Genomic DNA, 20164 nt, shown 5'->3' with positions numbered 1-20164 from the left:
AGCAAAATGGAATGAACGTTATGATTAAGTTTCTCTCAGTGGGGAATGAACCCCACTGAGAGTTTAAATTCAAATTGTATCATTACTCTTTAACGTTGATTTTAAAGCGTTTTGTAAGTTCAGCAAGGGATTGAGATACATCAGTAAGCGCTAAGCCGATTTCATGAGTGTGCTCCATTTGATGTATTTGTTCATCACTAGTTTCATTCATTTGTTCTGTACTTATTAACGTTTCTTGAGCAACATAGGCATAATTTTCAGTCGATTTTTCGAGTGTCGGCAATATCCTATCTAAATGAAAAAGTTCTTGCCGCATCCCACTAATCCGTTCACTTACTGTAAATATTTCATTCATCAATTGATCAATAGAAATCTTTGATTTTTTTGCTGTATTAAGATTAGAATGGATTTTTGAATTCATTAGTTCAAACTCATCTGTTGCTTGTGATGCAACATTCCTCATCTCAGTTAGCGAGCTTGTAATTTTTTCCGAATTGTTTGTAGCTTGCTCAGCTAGTTTTCTTACTTCATCAGCTACTACGGCGAATCCTTTGCCATACTCACCAGCTCTTGCTGCTTCAATTGTTGCATTTAATGCTAATAATTTAGTTTGCTCTGCAATACCTTTAATTAGATCTACTAAACTTGTTATTGAACTTGAGTGAGTATTGACTTTATAAATAGTTTTATTCATTTGTTCAAAGTCTTGTTCAAATGACAATATAGTATCAATTAAATTTTTAATATTTTGGTCACCGTTTTTTGCTGAATCATTCATATCTTTTGAGCTATTCTCTACTAATGTCATATTTCTATTTAAGGACTCTACTTTATTTTTCATTTCTTGGAAGTGACCTGCACTATCCTCAGCATTTCTGACTGTTTGTTCGGAACCTTCTTTGACTGTATTAATAGCTTCAATTAATTGGTGACTCGAGGATAAAGAATCACTGGAAGACTCTTTTAATTGAACCCCAGTAGTTCTTAGTTTTGTTGTTGTATCATTAAGTTCATTCCACATTGCTCTAATTTGATCCATTAATGTCTGATAACTTTTATGTAAGGAAACGATTTCTGGGATAGTTGTATCAATATCACTCGACCTTCTTAAATTTCCATTTTGTGCTTCACTCATCTCACGTTGAAGTTTGAAGATAGGATTGATTAAACTTTTGACAAATAAAATAATGAAGATACTGGAGAGAATTAGACTAACAATAATAATAATGATAATGTTTTGACCTAATTTCACTACAGGTTCCATGTAAGAAGACGTTGGAACAGCTAATACATAATTGCCACCAATTACAGTTTGGAGGTCTTCTACAAATATAGTATAATCCTCATTTGCAATTTCTTCGTACAAGATACCTTGATTAAGATCGCTCATTTCATTTATTAAGGAGTCAGAAAAAGTTAAATTGCTTTCATTGCTAACTTGAAAAGGGATCACTTTGTTATCTTTGATATAAAAAATATCGGTATCAATTCCTTCTTCACTTAGTTTATCCTGTTGTGATCGTATATTTATTTCTAACTGTTGCATGAAATACGCTTCATCACTTACATATAAAAACTTTAAGTTTTCAGCTATATAACGCATAAGTTCGCCTTCTCGCATTAGACGATTTTCAGTAGATGTTACCGTTGTTTCTTTAGCGTTTATGTATGAATATACTCCGACTAAAATAACAGAAAGTGTTAGAAATGTTACAAATAATATAAGCAATCTCGTCTTTAGTGAGAACCTTTTTAATAGTTTTTGTACGTACTTTGTCTTATTAAATGGCATGATCTTCAATGATAGATTCTCCTTTTGGAATAGGTCTTTTGTCTTGTATGAAGATATTTTAGCAAAGAGATGTTAAGGTATTGTAAACTTAATATAAGTTTTTTGTAAAATCAGTTAATTTTAGTGGATCCTTGTTCCTATTTACTAGAACTACAAAATATGGTGTCTTAAAAACTAATAATTAAAAATCATTATCAAAGTAATTTTTCCTTATATAGTTTATTTTATCTTAATTAGTGTTATATAGGTCTGTAGGATGTAAAACCAAAGGAGGCTATTAAAGTGGCTATATATATCATTCTTATTCTAGTAATTTGTATCGCTGCATTTCTACTAACCTTTCAACAGTTGGGGAGAAGTGATCCAAACTACAGAGAAAAAAGTAAAACCCAGCTTAAAAGATTATCTATGATATACATTGTTGCAATAATAGGATCAATCATTGCACTTGTTATCTACATGACTGTAACTTAGATATTTTTCATTAATTGAGAAGAAAAAAGCTCTAATAACAACAAATCGTTGTCATTAGAGCTTTAAATTTATTTATTTTCGTATGGTTCAATCGTTTGAATATTTCCAGATTCATCGTATGTGATTTCTGTAAATTTTATCGAACGTTGATGATTTATACCATTTGATAAGGAAGCGTCATGGTAGAATAGATACCATTTATCGTTAAATTGAACTATAGAGTGATGAGTAGTCCAGCCAATAACAGGATTCAAAATGGTTCCTTTAAATTCAAATGGACCATAAGGATTGTCACCTACCGCATAGACAATTTTGTGAGTAGTTCCGGTTGAATAGGATAAGTAATATCGACCTTCATACTTATGTACCCATGCACCTTCAAAAAATCGTCGATCCTCGTCACCAGCGAGAATTGGATTACCATCACTATCGACAATGGATATCTCTTTTGGATCTTCTTTAAAAGTAAGCATATCTTCACTGAACTCTGCAATACGTGGTCCATATGCTGGTTGGTCAGGTGCAGGTTCCTTTCCTTCCGGATTATGACTGCCTGTTTGCCATTGTTCTAATTGACCGCCCCAAAGACCACCTATATAACAATATGCTTTGTTATCATCATCAATTAATACAGCCGGATCTATACTATAACTACCCGGGATATAATTTTCTTCAGGCTTGAAAGGTCCTGCAGGATTATCACTTGTAGCAATTCCGATGCGGAAAATCCCATCATGATCTTTAGCAGGGTAAACAAGATAATACTTGCCATTTTTGTATGCTGCGTCAGGTGCCCACATTTGTTGGCTTGCCCATGGAATGTCTTTTACATGAAGAACCTCACCATGATCTACAACTGGAGCGCTTTCATTTTCCATAGAGAAAACATGATAGTCTTCCATTGCATATTGTGAGCCGTCATCAAAAGATTCGCCATCATGCTCTAAATCATGAGATGGATAAATGTAAATTTTCCCCTCAAAAACATGGGCGGATGGATCTGCAGTATAAATATGTGTTACCAGAGCTTCGTTCTGTTTGGATTGATTACTCATAAAATCCCCTCCATAAATTAGTCTCATATCATTATAACGAAAACACCTTACTTTGTACAGTGGAAAAACTAAGTTTTCTTATCAATCAATATATATTAAGAAATAATTTTTCGCGGTGATGTAGGAGAAGGGTTGGATGGCGAAAAGTGATTAGAAATATACGCATATATGGCTTGTGCTACTGTTACATCTTTTCCAATCAAACCTTGATTTCCAAATAACACATTAAATTCTAATATATAATAACGACCTTCACTAACAATGATATCGAATCCTGCATGATTAATATTTAATGATTGAGCAATATTTGTTACGAGGTGTAACGCTTCTTCAGGAATAAATTGTGTACACACTTCACCGCCTTGTGAAACATTGTGTAAAAATTCTCCTTCTAGTCCTACTCGCCAATACGCAGCATAGATTTCTTCGCCAACAACACAAATTCGTAAATCTTTCCCATCATTCGGGAGGTATTCTTGGATATAAAGCACATCATTTTTAGAGGCATAGTCACGAAACGCTTCCTCAGATTCTATTAAAAATACACCTTTACCCATCGAATTTTTTACTTCTTTAGCGACAAAAGGGTAGGGAAAAGTTGTTAAGATGGTTTGGATATTGGATTCACTATTCGCAAGAATTTCAGTATATGGCACATGTTCTTTTGCTACACTCCAGAGAGCTCGAGTCATTTCTATTTTATTCATACCTAATTGCATTGTTTCGATACTAGGAAATATTTGCTTTTTCAGTCCATATACAAGTGTAGGCACTTGCCAAGTCTCAGGAAACAATACGAGATTTGCTTTTTTTACTGTTTCTATTTCTTTAAACATTAAGTCAGGCTTTATATAAGTTACATTGGGAATACCTATTGTTCGAAACGCATTAAACGAAACTATATTCATCGTTCATTTCTCCATCTCTATTAAGTTATCTATATAATAGTAGCATTTTTTTTAATAAAAGCTAGACTTAATTTGTTTTTATTAATGATTTTTAAGTTAGATTTGGAAAGCAAAAAAACTCATTACAAGAGTAATGAGTTTTTTGCTAGTGGCATTGAATGATTTTTTAGAAGAGTTTGCCAAATAAATTATAGGCAATTAAGAGTCTTCTTCTTCTTCGGTATCTTTATTGTCAGAGTTAGAAGTTGAAGTGTTTTGAGATTCTTCTTCTTGTGTATCTACTTCTTCACTTTCATTTTCCTCTTCGTTATCATTGGTGCTTTCTGTTTCTTCTTCTGTATCCGTTTCTTGATCATCATCTTCTACTTCTCCCGTGTTTTGTGAAGTTTCGTCTTTCTCAGACTGTTTCTTTTGCTCATTGTCGTTATCTGTGTTGTCATCATTAGTTTGTTCGGTTTCTTTATTTTCAGTCATTGAGGTTGTTTCATTTTCTTCTTTCTTTTTCTTTTTCTTTTTCTCATTTTCACGTTTCTTTTCTTCATTTTCTTTCTCTTTCTTTTCCTTCTTCTTTTCTATTTCTTTTTCCTTATCTTTTTCCTTCTTTTTGTCCTCTTGCTTATTTGTTACTTTTTCTTTCTCTTTTTCAGTTTTTTTGTCCACCTTCTTTTTGGTTGGTATATATTTTGTTGGAACAGTCGAACCTTCAACGAACAACTCCGTTATCCTACTATTGCTAGGTGTATGAGCTGATGCTTTTTTACCATTTCGTTTGTCGATATCGATCTTTTTTACAGTGGAAGGTTGAATAAATGGTTCTGTGTCGACATCTTTTGAAACTTCAGACACAATCTCTTTGAATAATAGTTTTGATATACGAGCATCTTCTTTCGTAATATATTGCTCTTGTGATGTTGTTTCATACCCAGTCCAAACCGCGGCCGTATATTCAGTTGTATAGCCTACAAACCAAGAATCGGTTGATCCATTCTTAATTCCTTCCGGTCCATTTGTTGTCCCTGTTTTCCCCGCTAAAGGTAAACCGTCAATATTCGCTAAGGTACCTGTTCCGCGCTGTACTACATCACGCAGCATATCCGTAATCATGTAAGCCGTGAAATCACTCATTGCTTGTATTGCTTCAGACTGATATTCGGTGATTTCACCTGTTGGATATTCAACTTTTGTTACACTGTACGGTTGATGGTACTCTCCTTGATTTCCGAAAGCAGCATATGCACCTGCCATATTTAATGGGGACACGCCATCATCATCCCCAAAGCCACCAATAGCATATGAAGGATACGCATGTTCTAAGTTTATTCCTAAATTAGCGGCAAACTCTTTTGCTTGATCGTTTTCCACTTCTAAAAAAGCTTTAATTGCAGGAATATTGTATGATTTCACTAATGCCTCACGCATGGAAACCATTCCGTGAAAGGAATCATCATAATTTTTAAATGTTTTGTCACCTATTTCGAGTTCCTCATCTTTAATTTGATAATAAGTAGATTTTTGTTGATATTCAATCAAGGGACCATAATCTAATATTGGTTTAATAGTTGAACCAGGTTGTCGTTTAATGTCAGTTGCATAATTAAAGCCTTTTTGTATATCTAGTTCTTGAGGATTACGATTACCACCTATCGCCCGAATCGCTCCTGTTTTAGTGTCAAGTAAGACAACACCTGATTTAAAGTTATCATTAGGAAAAGGTATAATATCAGTTCCAGTCATTGTTTCCTCTGTATAAGATTGGGCATCAGGATCAAGTGTTGAATAGATTTTTAATCCACCAGAATAAATATCAGTCTCTTCAATTCCTTTTGCTTTTAATTCCTCTACTACATGATCGATAAAATATTGATATTGTTGTTTGTTTTTCTGCCTGTGTAGAAGATTGTCTAACTCAGTTGCTTTTGCTTCTTCTTTTTCTTCAGTGGAAATGAAATTATTTTTTTCCATGGAAGCTAACACAATGTCTCTTCTGTCATTTGCTAGTTCAGGATTTACATATGGATCGTATCCACTTGGTCGTTGAGGTAGTCCAGCTAACAATGCAGCTTCAGCAACTGAAAGCTCACTAACATCTTTATTAAAATAGACTTCTGATGCTGCACCAATTCCATATGCACCGTTACCAAAATATATTTTGTTTAAGTACATTTCTAATATTTCATCTTTTGTATAATCTTCTTCCATTTGAATCGCTAGGTACGCTTCCTGCGCTTTTCGTTTAAGCGTTTTTTCAGGAGAGAGATACGCATTTTTAACCACTTGCTGGGTGATGGTACTTCCACCTTCCGCACCCCATCCTTCTTTAACATTGGCGATCGCAGCACCAGCGATTCGTTTTATATCGATCCCGCCATGATCTCTAAATCTGGCATCTTCAATTGCTATAAAAGCGTTTTGTACATTCATTGGAATATCCTTAATATCAACCGATAAGCGATGTTCTTCGCCAGAGATATTGGCAATCTTGTTTCCGTTCATATCATAAATAATAGAAGTTTGTGCATTTTCAAGCTGTTCTTTAGTTAGTGGTGGTGTGTCCTCAATAAGTGCAAATCCAGTAATTCCAGCAATGATAACGAAAGATAAGGGAAATAGAAATAATGCTAATAATAATTTTAAGAATCCTTTTTGATTTCCTGTCTTACTTTTGTGTTTCATGATGTCAACCCCTCTAATAAATAGTCCTGACTAAAAGTACCCTTTATTTTGATAAAATAAACCGTTTTTAAATAATATGGATTATTAGACCTATAATTTTAATGAGAATGTATGAGGTTTTATCCATATATACAACTTGAAGGTTACAGTCAATTATCATAATATGTAATTTATGGATGAATTTAAAAGAGGTGATTATTTATGATAGCAAGTTTGTATAAACGACGTGAGAAATTAGCATACATAATTTTATTGGTATTATTTGTTTTAATTAGCAGTTTCATCATTTTTGATACACCATCAACTGTTAATGAATGGCTGGAAGTCCTTTTGGCATTGTTTCCTTTTGCTTTTATTTTGGTGTTGGCTGTGATGAGCAGACACAAATATAATCAACTGAAAGATATCGATATTCCATATTCGGAGCTTAGCTTAGTTGATTTGAATCATTTAGTTTTAAAAAAAGATGCCACGGTTTTACCACAATTATTATGTTTTGAAAAACAAGGTAATTTTGTTGGTACTCTTAAAACTATTTCACTAACTTGGTGGTATTATCCGGTAGCGGTTTTTAGTAATGCTATGCTATCTTTTTTACCAACTACGATGGGTTTTTATACCCATGATGAAGAACTTTTGTTTTATTTTAAGAGAAAAGGTTTGAAAGTAACAAGGTTGTTTATTTATGATCACAATAATCATTTTTTGGGCAGTTATGTACAAAATGATTTTAAAAATGTGATAAATACAAAAGGGAAGTTATTTGACGAAGAAGATAAGTTACTTTTGAAAATAAAGGTATCTGGTATGTCAGGTGATTTCGATCTCAGAGATGATAACAATCATCGCTGGGCATATTTCTATAATGGTAAATTCCCTCATGAATACACAGATGTTTTTAAAGAACTCAACAACGATATGGTTGAAATCTCCAAAGAGTTAACGGTTGAAAAGAAAATTCTTCTATTGGCTATTATTAGTTACCTATTTACTTTTAGAGATAATCAAAAGTAGATAAATACTGACTTGACTAGTCATAATTCAAGTCAATTAAATGGATAATTATGTTAGAATAATAATAGCAACAGCATACACATAAGTTTAAAAGAAAAGAAGAAGAAGGGATTGTAGGATGAATATATTAATTGACTTTCAATGGGAAATTTTCATCGTAATCGAAATTATATCTTTTATTTCATTACTAATGTTTGGTATGTTTCGGTATTTCTTTGTTAAAAAGAGCATAAGTAACATCTTTATTTTTACCTTTTTGCTTTTAGTAGTTGCAGAAGCTTTAATGGGGATTATTATTTATCAATATACGGGGGAGTTCTCCACTTTTCAAATGGTTCTCCTTATCTTTGTGATATATGCATGTACATTTGGTATTGTTGATTTCAAGAAATTGGATCGATGGATGAGGAGAAAAATTGGTGGTTGGCGCGGTGTAGATCTTCTTACCGCAAAAGATTATAAAATTATTGAACAGAATCAAGATCCAAAGTATGTTGCGAAAATTAATAGAAGCAGCGCAATGATACATTTAGTCGTCTTTGTGATTGCCCAGGGTATCTTTTGGATGATGGGATTAGATACTTGGGATGAGGCGATTTATTACTTAACAGACTTTTCCTGGTTTGAAACAGGAAACTATCAAGGTTCACCCTATCCAAATGAAACGTTATATAGTATTGGAATGCTATGGGCCGTTATATTTGCTATCGACTTTTTATATTCTTGGTCGTATACTATATTCCCTTCAAATAAGTAGAAAACGGGGCATATTAAATTCAAAATCTCTAAGTGAATTGTGTATTCACCACTTCGGCTTGTGCGGTCTTTACTTCCGAAGTGGTTCACCCCAAACTCTCTCTGCAACTAATAGCTAGATAGCTCAATTCATAAACAATAACCCTTTATTCGTAAATTGACTGATCATTTCGGCTATATGTCTAGGTGATTCCTTGGTATCGTTAGCAAGCCACTCTTTGATCACATGAAGTGCGCCACTAATAATAAAAGTACTTAGATAACTAGCTTCAGTGGTTTTCATATTAATCGCTTTATTTAACAAAAACTCTCTCGCTATATCCATCACTCTCTTTTCAAAACTTGTTCCCGTATTGCGATGGAGTAATGTCTGACAAATCTCTTTTCTGTTTTTGATATATTCCAATAACTTCTCTGTCATTTCAATTGATTCTTCCTCTTCAACGAAATTATATTCATTTAAATATTTATTCATTTCTTCAATAATTTCCGCTTCGATCTGGTAAAGTAAATCGAATTGATCGGTGTAATGGGTGTAAAATGTAGAACGATTGATGTCAGCACGCGTACAAATTTCCTTTACCGTAATAGAAGAGAAGGCTTTTTCGTTTAATAATTGAATGAAACTATTTTTTAATACCATCCTTGTATACTTTTTTCTTCGATCCAGATTTATACTCAAGAAAACTCCTCCTAAATGTGAATTTTTTGTAACAATACAACAAAAACGTTAAATATGTTGGAAAACAAACAGTGTTAAAAAAACTGTTTGTTGAATATCCAACACTGTGTCTATATAATGATAAAGTGGAATTAAGATAAATGCAAGAGAGGATGAATTACGATTGACCTTTCAACAAAGATAATTCAATATAAAAAATCAATAGTTATCACATTTATGCTGATTACTTTAATAAGTGTGGTTACGCAATTTGGTGTTTCCGTCAATTATGATATGGCTGATTATTTACCCGAAGATGCCCCCTCCACAAATGCGATGGATTTGATGGAAGAGGAATTTGATTCAGGTGTAGAAAATGCTCGTGTAATGTTAGAGGATGTGACGGTACAGGAAGCACTTGAGTATAAAGCAGAGCTAGAAGCCATTGATGGTGTTAGTGAAGTGACTTGGCTCGACGATGCAATTGATATAAAGGCCCCACTTGAAATGGCAGATCAAGATACTGTTGAAACCTACTACCTTGATCAGAATGCACTATTATCCTTAAATATTCGAGATGGGGATGAAGTGGCGATTACAAATGAAATTTATACGTTGATTGGTGAAGAGAATGCATTGTCAGGGGAAGCGGTAGACACTGCTGTATCACAGGAAATGGCAGGATCGGAATCTGCATATGCGGCCTTATTACTTGTACCAATCATCATCATTATATTAGTTCTTTCTACTAACTCGTGGATGGAGCCGGTTTTCTTTCTAACGGCTATTGGTGTATCGGTATTAATCAACCTCGGTACAAATATTTTCTTAGGAGAAGTTTCTTTTGTCACCCAGTCGGTTGCTCCGATATTACAGTTAGCAGTTTCGCTCGATTATGCGATATTTCTCCTCCATAGTTTTTCTGACTTTCGAAATAAAGGCGAAGCCCCAACAAATGCGATGCGACTAGCAATGAAACAATCCTTCCCAGCAATTGCAGCAAGTGCGTCTACTACGTTTTTTGGTTTTATGGCGCTTACCTTTATGAACTTTGAAATTGGAGCAGACTTAGGGGTAAACCTTGTTAAAGGGATTGTGTTAAGTTTTATTAGTGTAATGATCTTTTTACCGGCATTAACTCTTACGTTCTATAAGTGGATTGACAAAACACAGCATAAGCCACTTGTACCAACCTTTAAAAATATTGGCAGAAGAGTGATGAAGTTCCGAATTCCAAGTATCATTCTTGTATTTTTAATTTTAATACCTGCATTTTTAGCACAAAGTAATACCAGCTTTATTTACGGAACAGGTGAGCATCCAGAGGACATGCGAGTCGGACAGGATGAAAGAGCTATTGAGCAAGTATTCGGCAAATCAACACCACTTGTTTTGTTAGTTCCAAAAGGGGATATCGCTAAAGAAGAAGAACTGATACAGGAATTAGAAAATGTTGACCATGTATCTAGTGTATTGTCTTATGTTAATACTGTTAGCGCCGCGATTCCTCCTGAGTACTTAGATGAATCGGTAACAGAGTCCTTTTATTCGGATAATTATGCAAGAATTATCTTAAATACCAATACAGATTCTGAAGGTGAAAAAGCATTTACCTTGATAGAAAAGGTCGAAGGATTGGCAGAACAATTTTATGGAGATGATATTTACGCACTCGGTGAAAGTGTTACCTTAAATGATATGAAAGATACAGTAGAAAAAGATAACATCGTAGTAAATATTTTAACGATTGTGGCTATAGCGATTGTTTTATTAGTGACCTTCCGTTCGATTTCAATGCCCATTGTCTTATTATTAACCATTCAATCAGCAGTATGGATTAATTTATCTGTACCATATTTTATGGATACATCACTAGTTTATGTGGGTTATTTGATTGTGAGTACGGTACAATTAGCGGCAACAGTTGATTATGCGATCTTATTAACAGAAGCATACAAAGAAAATAGAAAAGAAATGTCAGCAATGAAAGCAATCAAAAAAACAGTTGATGAAAAAATCTTTTCAATACTCATTTCAGCCTCGATATTATCAAGTGTAGGATTTATCCTGGCATGGACTTCCACTAATCCAATCGTATCATCGATAGGATTATTATTAGGAAGAGGAGCGTTGCTAGCGTTTATTTTAGTAGTCTTTTTCTTACCAGCAATGCTTGTCGTTTTTGATAAAGTGATTAACGTAACAACGTGGAAAGCAAACTTTTACAAGGAGAAAGGTTGATTATGATAATTAAACGTATCTTAGTAGTTTTAACAATTAGTATATTGTTGTTGTCGACTGTACCTGTAGCTGCTGCCAGTGATGAAGTGGAAAAGGATGAAGTTGTTTATACAACCTTACAACCTGATGGTGCTCAACAGCAAATGTATGTAGTTAATAGTTTTGAAGTTGATGAAACGAGTGATATTACCGATTATGGTAATTATACAACCGTTAAAAACTTAACAGATCTATCTGAAATTAAAAAGGTTGATGACGAGGTTTCTTTTTCTACATCTGAAGAAACTTTCTATTACCAAGGAGATCTTGAAGGTAAAGCATTACCATGGGAGTTTGATATCTCGTATCAGCTCGATGGAACAGTGGTCACACCAGATGAAATGGTTGGAGAAGATGGTCATTTGAAAATAGAAATCGAAACTTCTATTAATGAAGACGTGAATCCTATTTTTGTTGAGAATTATTTATTGCAAATCGCATTGACCGTAGAAGCGGAGAAATATCAAGAAATAGTAGCAGAAGAAGGTACAATTGCGAATGCCGGAAAAAATAAGCAAATAACATTTACGGTTATGCCTGATCAAGAAAAAAATCTGGTGATGGAAGCTGATGTGACAGACTTAGAATTAGAGGCGATTGAAATTACCGGAATTCCCTCTTCCATGTCAATTGAATCTCCTGATGTAGACGAAATGACAGAGGATTTTCAAAGCTTAACAGATGCGACTGAAGAAATTGATAATGGTGTTGGAGAATTGAAAAACGGTATCACGGATTTAAATAGTGGGATGAATGAATTAAGAAATGGCTCAAATGAATATAAAAATGGTATCGTTGAGTTAAATAATGGCTCATCCGATTTGATAAACGGCTCTGCATCTATTAATGAAGCGTTAGCGAGTATAAATAGTTCGTTGGATCAAGAGCTTGATGCTGGTGATTTCTCAGAATTGCAAGATGGTTTAGATCAAGTTGCTGATGGATTAAAAGAAGTTGAAAAAGGATTAACCAATTTAAACGATAACTATACCAAAGCATACCAAGCATTGGATGAATCGATGAACGCCATTCCAACATATGAAATAACGGAAGAAGATATAGAGAATGTTGCTGGAAAATTAGAAGAAGATCAAGATAGAGAAGTAGTACAAAAATTAGCAGAAACATTTAAGGCTTCTCAACAAGCAAAAGGAACATACGATGCAGTCAAAGAAGCATTTGAGGCTGTCTCTCCTACTTTAAAAGAAGTGAGCGGCTCTCAAATAGAAATGGCAAAATCTTTAGAAACGATGGCAAGTGAAATAGCTGCCGCAAGTGAAGAAATGAATATTGAAGAATCAATGGCAGAATTGCAAGAAGGTTTAGCCACATTATCGACTAACTATCAATCCTTTCATGGCGGTCTAGTAGAATATACGAATGGAGTAGGCGAGTTATCTCAAGCTTATCAAGACTTTCACCAAGGTGTAGTGGGAATTTCTGATGGTACTAGTGAATTAGAAAATGGTGCTTCGGAATTAAACGAAGGTACTTCCGAATTGGCAGAATCCACAAGTGATATGCCAGATCAAATGCAAGATGAAATTGATGAAATGATCAACGAATATGATAAATCCGACTTTGATGCAGAATCTTTTGTTTCTGATAAAAATGAGAATGTGCAATCCGTTCAGTTTGTAATCAAAACAGAAGCAATTACCAAGCAAGAACAAGAAGAAGAAGAGGAAGAAATACAAGAAGAAAAAGGATTTTGGGATAAAATTCTAGATCTTTTTCGATAAGTGAAGTGACGGATTAACACTCCGTCACTATTTTTGTATATACTTTTAGGAGAAGCGAGTCTTAAAAAAGATATCGCCCAAAAGACAAAGAGAAATCACTAATTTTGTCCGGTAAATCAATATATCGCCCAAAAAGGCAAAGAGAAATCACTAGTTTTGTCCGATAAACCAATATATCGCCCAAAAAGACAAAGAGAAATCATGAGTTTTGTCCGATAAACCAGTATATCGGCCAAAAAGGCAAAGAGAAATCATCACTTGTGTCCGATAAACCAGTATATCGCCCAAAAGACAAAGAGAAATCATGAGTTTTGTCCAATAAACCAATATATCGCCCAAAAGACAAAGAGAAATCATGAGTTTTGTCCAATAAACCAATATATCGCCCAAAAAGGCAAAGAGAAATCATGAGTTTTGTCCGATAAATCCATATATCGTCTAAAACGTTAATAATAAATGAAAGATTTGAGCGATAAAATCTGTTATGAACCAAATCATTTGAATTAATCAAAAGGAGAGTTAGTATTTTGAAATTAAGTGTACTCGACCAAGCACCTATATCAAGAGGACAATCACCAGAAACAACGTTACAGCATTCATTAGAGTTAGCACAATGGACAGAACAACTAGGTTACCATCGCTATTGGGTAGCAGAACATCATAATACCAACGGATTAACAAGTTCTTCACCAGAAATAATTATGACAAGAATAGCCTCTGTTACTAGAACAATTCGCCTCGGCTCTGGAGGCGTTTTACTTCCACAATTCAGTCCTTATAAAATAGCAGAAAATTTCAAGACTTTGGAGGCATTTTTTCCAAACAGAATTGATCTAGGCGTAGGTCGTTCACCGGGTGGGTCTCAATTAACACGATCTGCTTTAACCGATAATCAAAATAAGTCGTTAAGCGATTTTCCAAGACAGCTTGCTGATTTGCAAGGTTTTTTACATAATTCTATGCCACGAGATCACGAATTTCGTCTAGTAAAAGCAGGACCACGCATCGATCATTATCCTCCAATTTGGGTGTTAGGTTTGTCTGAAAGAGGGGCAAAAACGGCAGCTAATCACGGAGTGGGGTTTGTGTTTGGTCATTTTATTAAATCCGATAACGGTGAAAAAGTGATGGAAACGTATATGAAGAATTTTCAGTCTTCTGTTACAAGCGATCAACCAACATCAATTGTATGTATTTTTGTAGTCTGTGCAGAAACTGAGGAGAAGGCAGAAGAACTTGCTTTAACGCAAGATAAATGGTTATTAAATGTAGGAAAAGGAGCGGACACTAAAGTTCCTTCCATCAAAGAAGTGCAAAGTAAAGAATTCACAGAGGATGAACGAACTACAATCAAACAAAATCGTAAACGTTGTATTGTAGGTACTCCTGATAAAGTAAAAAAAGAGTTATTGAATTTACAAGAACTTTATCAAACAGATGAATTTATGGTTATCACGAACATTCATGATTTTGAAGCCAAAAAGAAATCATATCAATTAATCGCTAAAGCATTTCAGTCATGACAAGCTACTGAGACCTTGTCATGACATTTTTGATTGGGAGATAGTCGTACAATTTTCCTTCATAAATAAGTTCGAGAGATGGGCTGTTTCTGAAATCTTCAGGTGTCACCATTGCTGGCAGTTTATCCCACAAGTGTATACCTGATCGATAAAGGATATCGGCAACAAATTGCGAACAAAAGTAAGAATTGCTAAACTCTATGGGTTCTCTCAAGGACACACCAATTACACCTAAAATATTATAAAGAAATTTATGGTTGTTTTTAATGAAGACTTCTAAAATCCTTTTCATTTTTTCTTTTTCACGTTGAGTCACCTGTAAACGATAAATAACACAACTAGTATTCGGATACCTACTATAAGTTCCAGTCAAAATATCTTCCTTCACAAATCCACCATTTAACGGATTTTTTGGATTCTTTCTTCCAAAGCTATACATCTCTTTTAGCTCAGAGTCAAATGACAAGGAGGCATGATTATAAGGTGCTTTGGTGTACGTTTTAATGACATTTGTGAATAATGTTCCTGTATCAGATAACATAATATATACAAATTCCTGACTCATCTTGATCACCAACTTAAATATTTAGTATTCTCTTTTCATTATAAAGCAAATCCTGTAAAATGAATGCAGTTTTTAAAAAAAGATTGGGTGGTCGAATTGCAAGAAACCATTTGGACTTTAGCAATTATATGTATCGTATTAATTATCGTTTCTATTGTTTTTAAGGTAGCACCAAGATTTCAACAAGATAAAGACTTCTCCAAAATACAAATAAGAGTCAAAACATGGTGGGGAATGTTTGTCATCTTTTGTTTCGCCACATTATTTAATCCAAAAGTATCCCTTTTTGCTATTATGATTCTTTGTTATTTTGCATTAAGAGAATATTTTTCAATGATGAAGACTCGAAAATCGGATCGACGTCTGTTTTTATGGGCTTATTTTATGATACCATTACATTTCTATTGGATTTATATCGGTTGGTATGGAATGTTTATTGTGTTTATACCAGTCTATGTGTTCTTATTTTTACCGTTACCAAGAATAATAGGGAAGGGAACAGCTGGATTTTTACGATCGGTAAGTTTTACACAGTGGGGATTAATGTTAATGGTTTTTGGTCTTAGTCATCTTGCCTACTTCCCAGTGGCGACACCAGAATATGGGGCAAACCTAGTACTATATTTAATCATCCTGACGCAAGTGAATGATGTATTCCAATATTTGGTATCCCTTTATTTAGGAAAACATAAGCTCGCTCCAACTGCGAATCGATATATTACCTGGGAGGGGTTTATCGCAGGGCTGATTATTACCACGGTAACGTCCTATTATATTTATCCTTTATTAACACCACTTGATTTAACTTTCGGGATCGTATCAGGAATCTTGATAAGTGTGGCTGGCTTTTTTGGGAGTCTAACAATCTCTGTATTAAAACGAGACCTTCTTATAGGAAATACCGAAAAGCTGGAACAATTAAAAGATCGTTATTTAAATCGAATTGATAGTCTAGCATATACAGCACCAATATTTTTTCATGTTATTCGTTATTTTTTTGAGTTTATGTAATCGATGCGAGCGCACCTTAAAAATGTAGGTGCGCTTTTGGTTTGCCTAAGTAAACGGTTAGTTTGCTATATGGTTAGTTTGCTATATGGTATGTGTTAGGAGTTAGATACGTATTAATATCCTCTAGAGCTCGATTTGGATTCTCTCCTTCAACGATAAAATGAAGCTGACAATTTCTATTAGTTAATAAAGAAAAAGTAACAAGTCTCGGTAAATTTCCAAGCGTCAATATTTCATGATTGGCTAGTATATAAATGGAACCATTATAACTTTTCTCATATGTGTGTAAAGCGATAATCTGATTCATATTTAGCTTTTCCTCAAGCATGACTTTTTTAGATAAGATTTTTTTCATGTTGTTGATCCTCCTCATTTGTTATCTAGTTATATATAGACCAAATGTTTAGAAATGAAACACATTTTTTCGTTAAAAAAGGAAGACAAATGTAACAATTTGTTAACAAGTATTGCAAGCGGATCATTATTACTTTGCTATTTGTTACTTTATAATAGGATGAATGAGGAGGGTTTATCATCGAGCAAAGACTACATAATCCAACAGGAAAGCAGCGGATCGGTTTAGCATTTTTGTTAGCTATGCTAGCCATGTTAGGTCCGTTTAATATTGATATGTATTTACCAAGTTTTCCTCAAATAGCGGATGACTTAGGGGCACGGGCATCTCTTGTACAATTAAGTCTAACAGCTTGTTTATTAGGGTTAGCATTTGGACAAGTAGTAATTGGACCAATCAGCGATAGTGTCGGGCGACGAAAACCGATATTATTCTTTATATCTTTATTTGCGATATTTTCATTATTGTGCGCATTAGCACCAAATATAATCATCTTAATCATCGCTCGTTTCCTGCAAGGTTTTACCGCATCAGCAGGGGTTGTACTATCACGTGCAGTGGTAAGGGATGTTTTTGATGGAAAGGCATTAACAAAGTTTTTCGCATTATTAATGGTAATTAATGCAACAGCACCAATGATTGCGCCAATTTCAGGTGGTGCAGTGCTATTATTACCTTTTGCTTCATGGCATACGATTTTCGTATTTTTATTTTTACTAGGGATCATAATGGTCACCATTAGTGCATTCAAATTACCAGAAACATTGCCAGAAGAAAACCGGACACCAAGCTCTATTATAAATTCTATCAAAACGATGGGAGGTCTATTTAAAGATCGCTCTTTTATAGGATATGCAATTGTCGTATGTTTTGTACAAGGTGGAACTTTTGCTTATGTTGCTGGTACACCATTCGTATATCAAGATATTTATAATGTTTCTCCACAAGTTTTCAGTATTCTATTTGGTGTAAATGGTTTAGCTATTATTTTTGGTAGTTTCCTAGTGGGGCGATTAAGTTCTGTTTTTTCTGAAAGAAGCTTATTACGTACGGGTGTAATGATGTCGCTATCTGCTAACACCGTGCTATTGTTAGCTACTTTATTTCAATGGCCATTATTTATGTTGGTAATTCCGATATTTATTCATTTGAATTCAGTTGGGATTATTTTAACGAGTAGTTTTTCTTTAGCAATGGAACAACAAAAGAAAAATGCAGGAACTGCGAGTGCACTATTAGGAATGTTGCCACTGGTGATGGGTGCAATAGTAGCCCCATTAGTTGGCATAGATGAGACAACAGCCGTTCCAATGGGGGCAGTGTTATTTACAAATTCCTTAATAGGAACGATTATATTCTTTCTATTCACAACAAACAAAAAGGGATGAGTCCTTAATCTCATCCCTTTTTAATATTCGACTTTTTCCAATATTGTTTCCCAAAGTGGAAAAGGTAATTGTTCACTATCGAGATCAATTTTATGCATTTGTAAACTTCTTTCATCAATACTTAGAGCAAGTTGATCATAAATATATTGATCATCAAATCCGATTTTTGCAGCTTCCTTTCGTGTATTAAAATAGTACACAGCTTTTGGACGAGCCCAATATATAGCGCCTAGACACATGGGACACGGTTCGCAACTCGTATAAATTTCACAGTCTGTTAATTGGTAAGTATTCAAATTTTTACAGGCGTCCCGAATGGCACTTATTTCCGCGTGTGCAGTTGGATCATTTGCAGTGGTGACAACATTTGTACCTTCTCCCACAATTTGATTATCCTTTACTATGACGGCAGCAAAAGGCCCTCCATTTAAATTTTGAACATTTTGGTAAGCCAATTGCAATGCGTATTTCATGTATTTTTCTTGCATGCTAATTTCCTCCCTATCTGCATAGCACTATAATATCCTATTAATTAATAAGATGTAATCATTGTGAAATGCTTTTTGACAATCATCTTCTTGGAAATAATAAAGGTATCGTAATAAATAAACATGATAATTTGCCAAATTGGCTCAGTTATTTACAGTGCTCGACATTTCGATTATACTATTATTAATACTTTTTATAAAAAATACATGAAAAATGTAGAATTTTCGTTCTTTATATAGTATAATAATTTAAGAAAGGATCAAAACATGCAAAACTTACATAGGTATTCTAACCTTCTTAATGAAGAGAAAAGAACTACAATATGGTTTTTGTGGTTGTTCTACGGTATCTATTTCGGTTATGAATTAGTTTACTATTATATATTACCTCAGATGCCATGGGAACTGGACACATTAGGAAATAAAAATGGATTAGATATTTTCATTTATACAGTTTGCATTATATTAATCCCGATAGCTTACTATTTAATAAAACATGATAAATCCTTTCAGATTAAGTATATTTTCTTTATAACTTTTACATTTACCAATTTACTAGTTGAATTAGTATTCTATCTAGGTAACGATCAAACATATGCAAATGGGAATATTGTAGAATTAGTAATAATATTATTTTCTCCAATATTCGTTAGTAAAAGCTTTTTTTATTTAGTTTCTTTAGGTACCACTTTAAAGTTTGTTATTATCGGCATTGTTTTGGAAGATATTGTAGTGGTAATTCCTATACTGATATTATCTATTCTTTCAATAGTTGCTTGTATTCTTTTATTTCGATTTCTTGCATATGTAAAGGCAGTTGAGACATCCTACGATAAACAACTAGAAGGAATTGTAAAAGGCGTTATAGCAACTTTGGAATTGAAAGATCCATATACACGTGGTCATAGTGAGCGAGTAGCAGATTATGCAAACCTACTAGTAAAAGAAACAGGAAAACTAAAAAAAGATGAACAAAAGTTTTTCTATTATGCTTGTTTATTACACGATATTGGAAAAATTCATATACCAGACAGTATATTGTCAAAACCTAATAATCTAACAAAAGAAGAGTATGATGTTATAAAAACTCATCCTGTTGTAGGTGCAGAGGCAGTAGAAGAGGTAGAGGGTATCGTTGACTATATTAATGTTATAAAGCATCACCATGAGCGCTGGGATGGTAAAGGTTATCCAGAAGGCAAACAGGGTGATGAAATAGACTTCCTTGCAAGAGTTACAATGATTGCCGATGCATTTGATGCAATAACGTCATCACGCTCATATCGAGAAGCATTACCGCTAGAAACAGCGTATCAAATTATTGTAGATGGAAGTGGAACTCAGTTTGATCCCGACCTTGTAGATACTTTTAAGAAGGTTTATCCAATATGGGTCGAGTATCATAAAAACTATCATGATTTAACAGATAAATAAAATAAAAAGGGAGGTATACTTTATGAAAATTAGAAAATTAAATAA

16 protein-coding genes are annotated in these 20164 nt (G+C 34.0%); 8 read left to right on the top strand and 8 right to left on the bottom strand.

The annotated features are described in order from the left end of the window. Positions 1–82 precede the first annotated feature (82 nt). The 4 genes from BN3107_RS13145 to BN3107_RS13125 form a co-directional block, all read right to left on the bottom strand. On the bottom strand, positions 83–1792 hold the full coding sequence (locus BN3107_RS13145; protein WP_058309241.1) for a methyl-accepting chemotaxis protein: 1710 nt from the start codon (positions 1790–1792) through the stop codon (positions 83–85). A 542-nt stretch (positions 1793–2334) separates the two neighbouring features. Continuing rightward, entirely contained in the window at positions 2335–3321 is a 987-nt protein-coding gene (locus BN3107_RS13135) for a glycoside hydrolase family 43 protein (RefSeq protein ID WP_058308107.1), read from the bottom strand. Positions 3322–3416: 95 nt separating this feature from the next. Continuing rightward, positions 3417–4229 (bottom strand): ATP-grasp domain-containing protein, encoded by an 813-nt coding sequence (locus BN3107_RS13130; protein ID WP_058308106.1) that lies wholly within the window; start codon positions 4227–4229, stop codon positions 3417–3419. Positions 4230–4427: 198 nt separating this feature from the next. Next, a complete protein-coding gene (locus BN3107_RS13125; protein ID WP_077065125.1) occupies positions 4428–6902 on the bottom strand; it encodes a transglycosylase domain-containing protein in 2475 nt (824 codons plus the stop codon). Between the two features lie 201 nt (positions 6903–7103). Here BN3107_RS13125 and BN3107_RS13120 point away from each other — a divergent pair, with 201 nt between their 5' ends. Both BN3107_RS13120 and BN3107_RS13115 read left to right on the top strand, forming a co-directional pair. After that, a complete protein-coding gene (locus BN3107_RS13120; RefSeq protein WP_058308105.1) occupies positions 7104–7916 on the top strand; it encodes a hypothetical protein in 813 nt (270 codons plus the stop codon). Between the two features lie 118 nt (positions 7917–8034). Further along, positions 8035–8673, top strand: coding sequence for a hypothetical protein (locus tag BN3107_RS13115; RefSeq protein WP_058308104.1), 639 nt, complete (start codon positions 8035–8037; stop codon positions 8671–8673). Between the two features lie 123 nt (positions 8674–8796). On the opposite strand, the gene BN3107_RS13110 is transcribed toward BN3107_RS13115, so the two are convergent. Beyond that, the gene (locus BN3107_RS13110; RefSeq protein WP_058308103.1) at positions 8797–9354 is read right to left on the bottom strand and encodes a TetR/AcrR family transcriptional regulator; all 558 of its coding nucleotides are present in this window, start codon (positions 9352–9354) and stop codon (positions 8797–8799) included. Between the two features lie 216 nt (positions 9355–9570). On the opposite strand from BN3107_RS13110, the gene BN3107_RS13105 reads away from it, so the two are divergent. The 3 genes from BN3107_RS13105 to BN3107_RS13095 all read left to right on the top strand — a co-directional run bounded on the left by BN3107_RS13105 (position 9571) and on the right by BN3107_RS13095 (position 14878). After that, positions 9571–11574, top strand: a complete 2004-nt coding sequence (locus BN3107_RS13105; protein WP_077065124.1) for an efflux RND transporter permease subunit — start codon at positions 9571–9573, stop codon at positions 11572–11574. Between the two features lie 2 nt (positions 11575–11576). After that, positions 11577–13355, top strand: coding sequence for a coiled-coil domain-containing protein (locus BN3107_RS13100; protein WP_058308101.1), 1779 nt, complete (start codon positions 11577–11579; stop codon positions 13353–13355). 524 nt (positions 13356–13879) lie between these two features. Further along, a complete protein-coding gene (locus BN3107_RS13095) occupies positions 13880–14878 on the top strand; it encodes an LLM class flavin-dependent oxidoreductase (RefSeq protein ID WP_058308100.1) in 999 nt (332 codons plus the stop codon). A 4-nt stretch (positions 14879–14882) separates the two neighbouring features. Here the strand turns inward: BN3107_RS13095 and BN3107_RS13090 are convergent, their stop codons facing one another. After that, complete coding sequence (locus tag BN3107_RS13090) at positions 14883–15443, bottom strand: hypothetical protein (RefSeq protein ID WP_058308099.1); 561 nt, start codon at positions 15441–15443, stop codon at positions 14883–14885. A 96-nt stretch (positions 15444–15539) separates the two neighbouring features. Here BN3107_RS13090 and BN3107_RS13085 point away from each other — a divergent pair, with 96 nt between their 5' ends. After that, positions 15540–16454: a phosphatidate cytidylyltransferase gene (locus BN3107_RS13085; protein ID WP_148434731.1), complete on the top strand. Its 915-nt coding sequence runs from the start codon at positions 15540–15542 to the stop codon at positions 16452–16454. A gap of 73 nt (positions 16455–16527) precedes the next feature. Here the strand turns inward: BN3107_RS13085 and BN3107_RS13080 are convergent, their stop codons facing one another. Continuing rightward, complete coding sequence (locus BN3107_RS13080; RefSeq protein ID WP_058308097.1) at positions 16528–16809, bottom strand: hypothetical protein; 282 nt, start codon at positions 16807–16809, stop codon at positions 16528–16530. Between the two features lie 179 nt (positions 16810–16988). Between BN3107_RS13080 and BN3107_RS13075 the strand changes: the two genes are divergently transcribed. Continuing rightward, positions 16989–18197: a Bcr/CflA family efflux MFS transporter gene (locus BN3107_RS13075; RefSeq protein WP_262359974.1), complete on the top strand. Its 1209-nt coding sequence runs from the start codon at positions 16989–16991 to the stop codon at positions 18195–18197. Between the two features lie 20 nt (positions 18198–18217). Here BN3107_RS13075 and BN3107_RS13070 read toward each other — a convergent pair whose 3' ends face one another. Further along, the gene (locus BN3107_RS13070) at positions 18218–18685 is read right to left on the bottom strand and encodes a nucleoside deaminase (RefSeq protein ID WP_058308095.1); all 468 of its coding nucleotides are present in this window, start codon (positions 18683–18685) and stop codon (positions 18218–18220) included. A gap of 267 nt (positions 18686–18952) precedes the next feature. Here BN3107_RS13070 and BN3107_RS13065 point away from each other — a divergent pair, with 267 nt between their 5' ends. Then, positions 18953–20119, top strand: a complete 1167-nt coding sequence (locus tag BN3107_RS13065) for an HD-GYP domain-containing protein (protein WP_058308094.1) — start codon at positions 18953–18955, stop codon at positions 20117–20119. Positions 20120–20164: the final 45 nt, after the last annotated feature.

The organism is Gracilibacillus massiliensis (assembly GCF_001458115.1).
Classification (GTDB): domain Bacteria; phylum Bacillota; class Bacilli; order Bacillales; family Amphibacillaceae; genus Gracilibacillus; species Gracilibacillus massiliensis.
The sequence above is the reverse complement of the archived record's forward strand: the minus strand, read 5'-3'. Positions and strand labels throughout refer to the sequence as shown.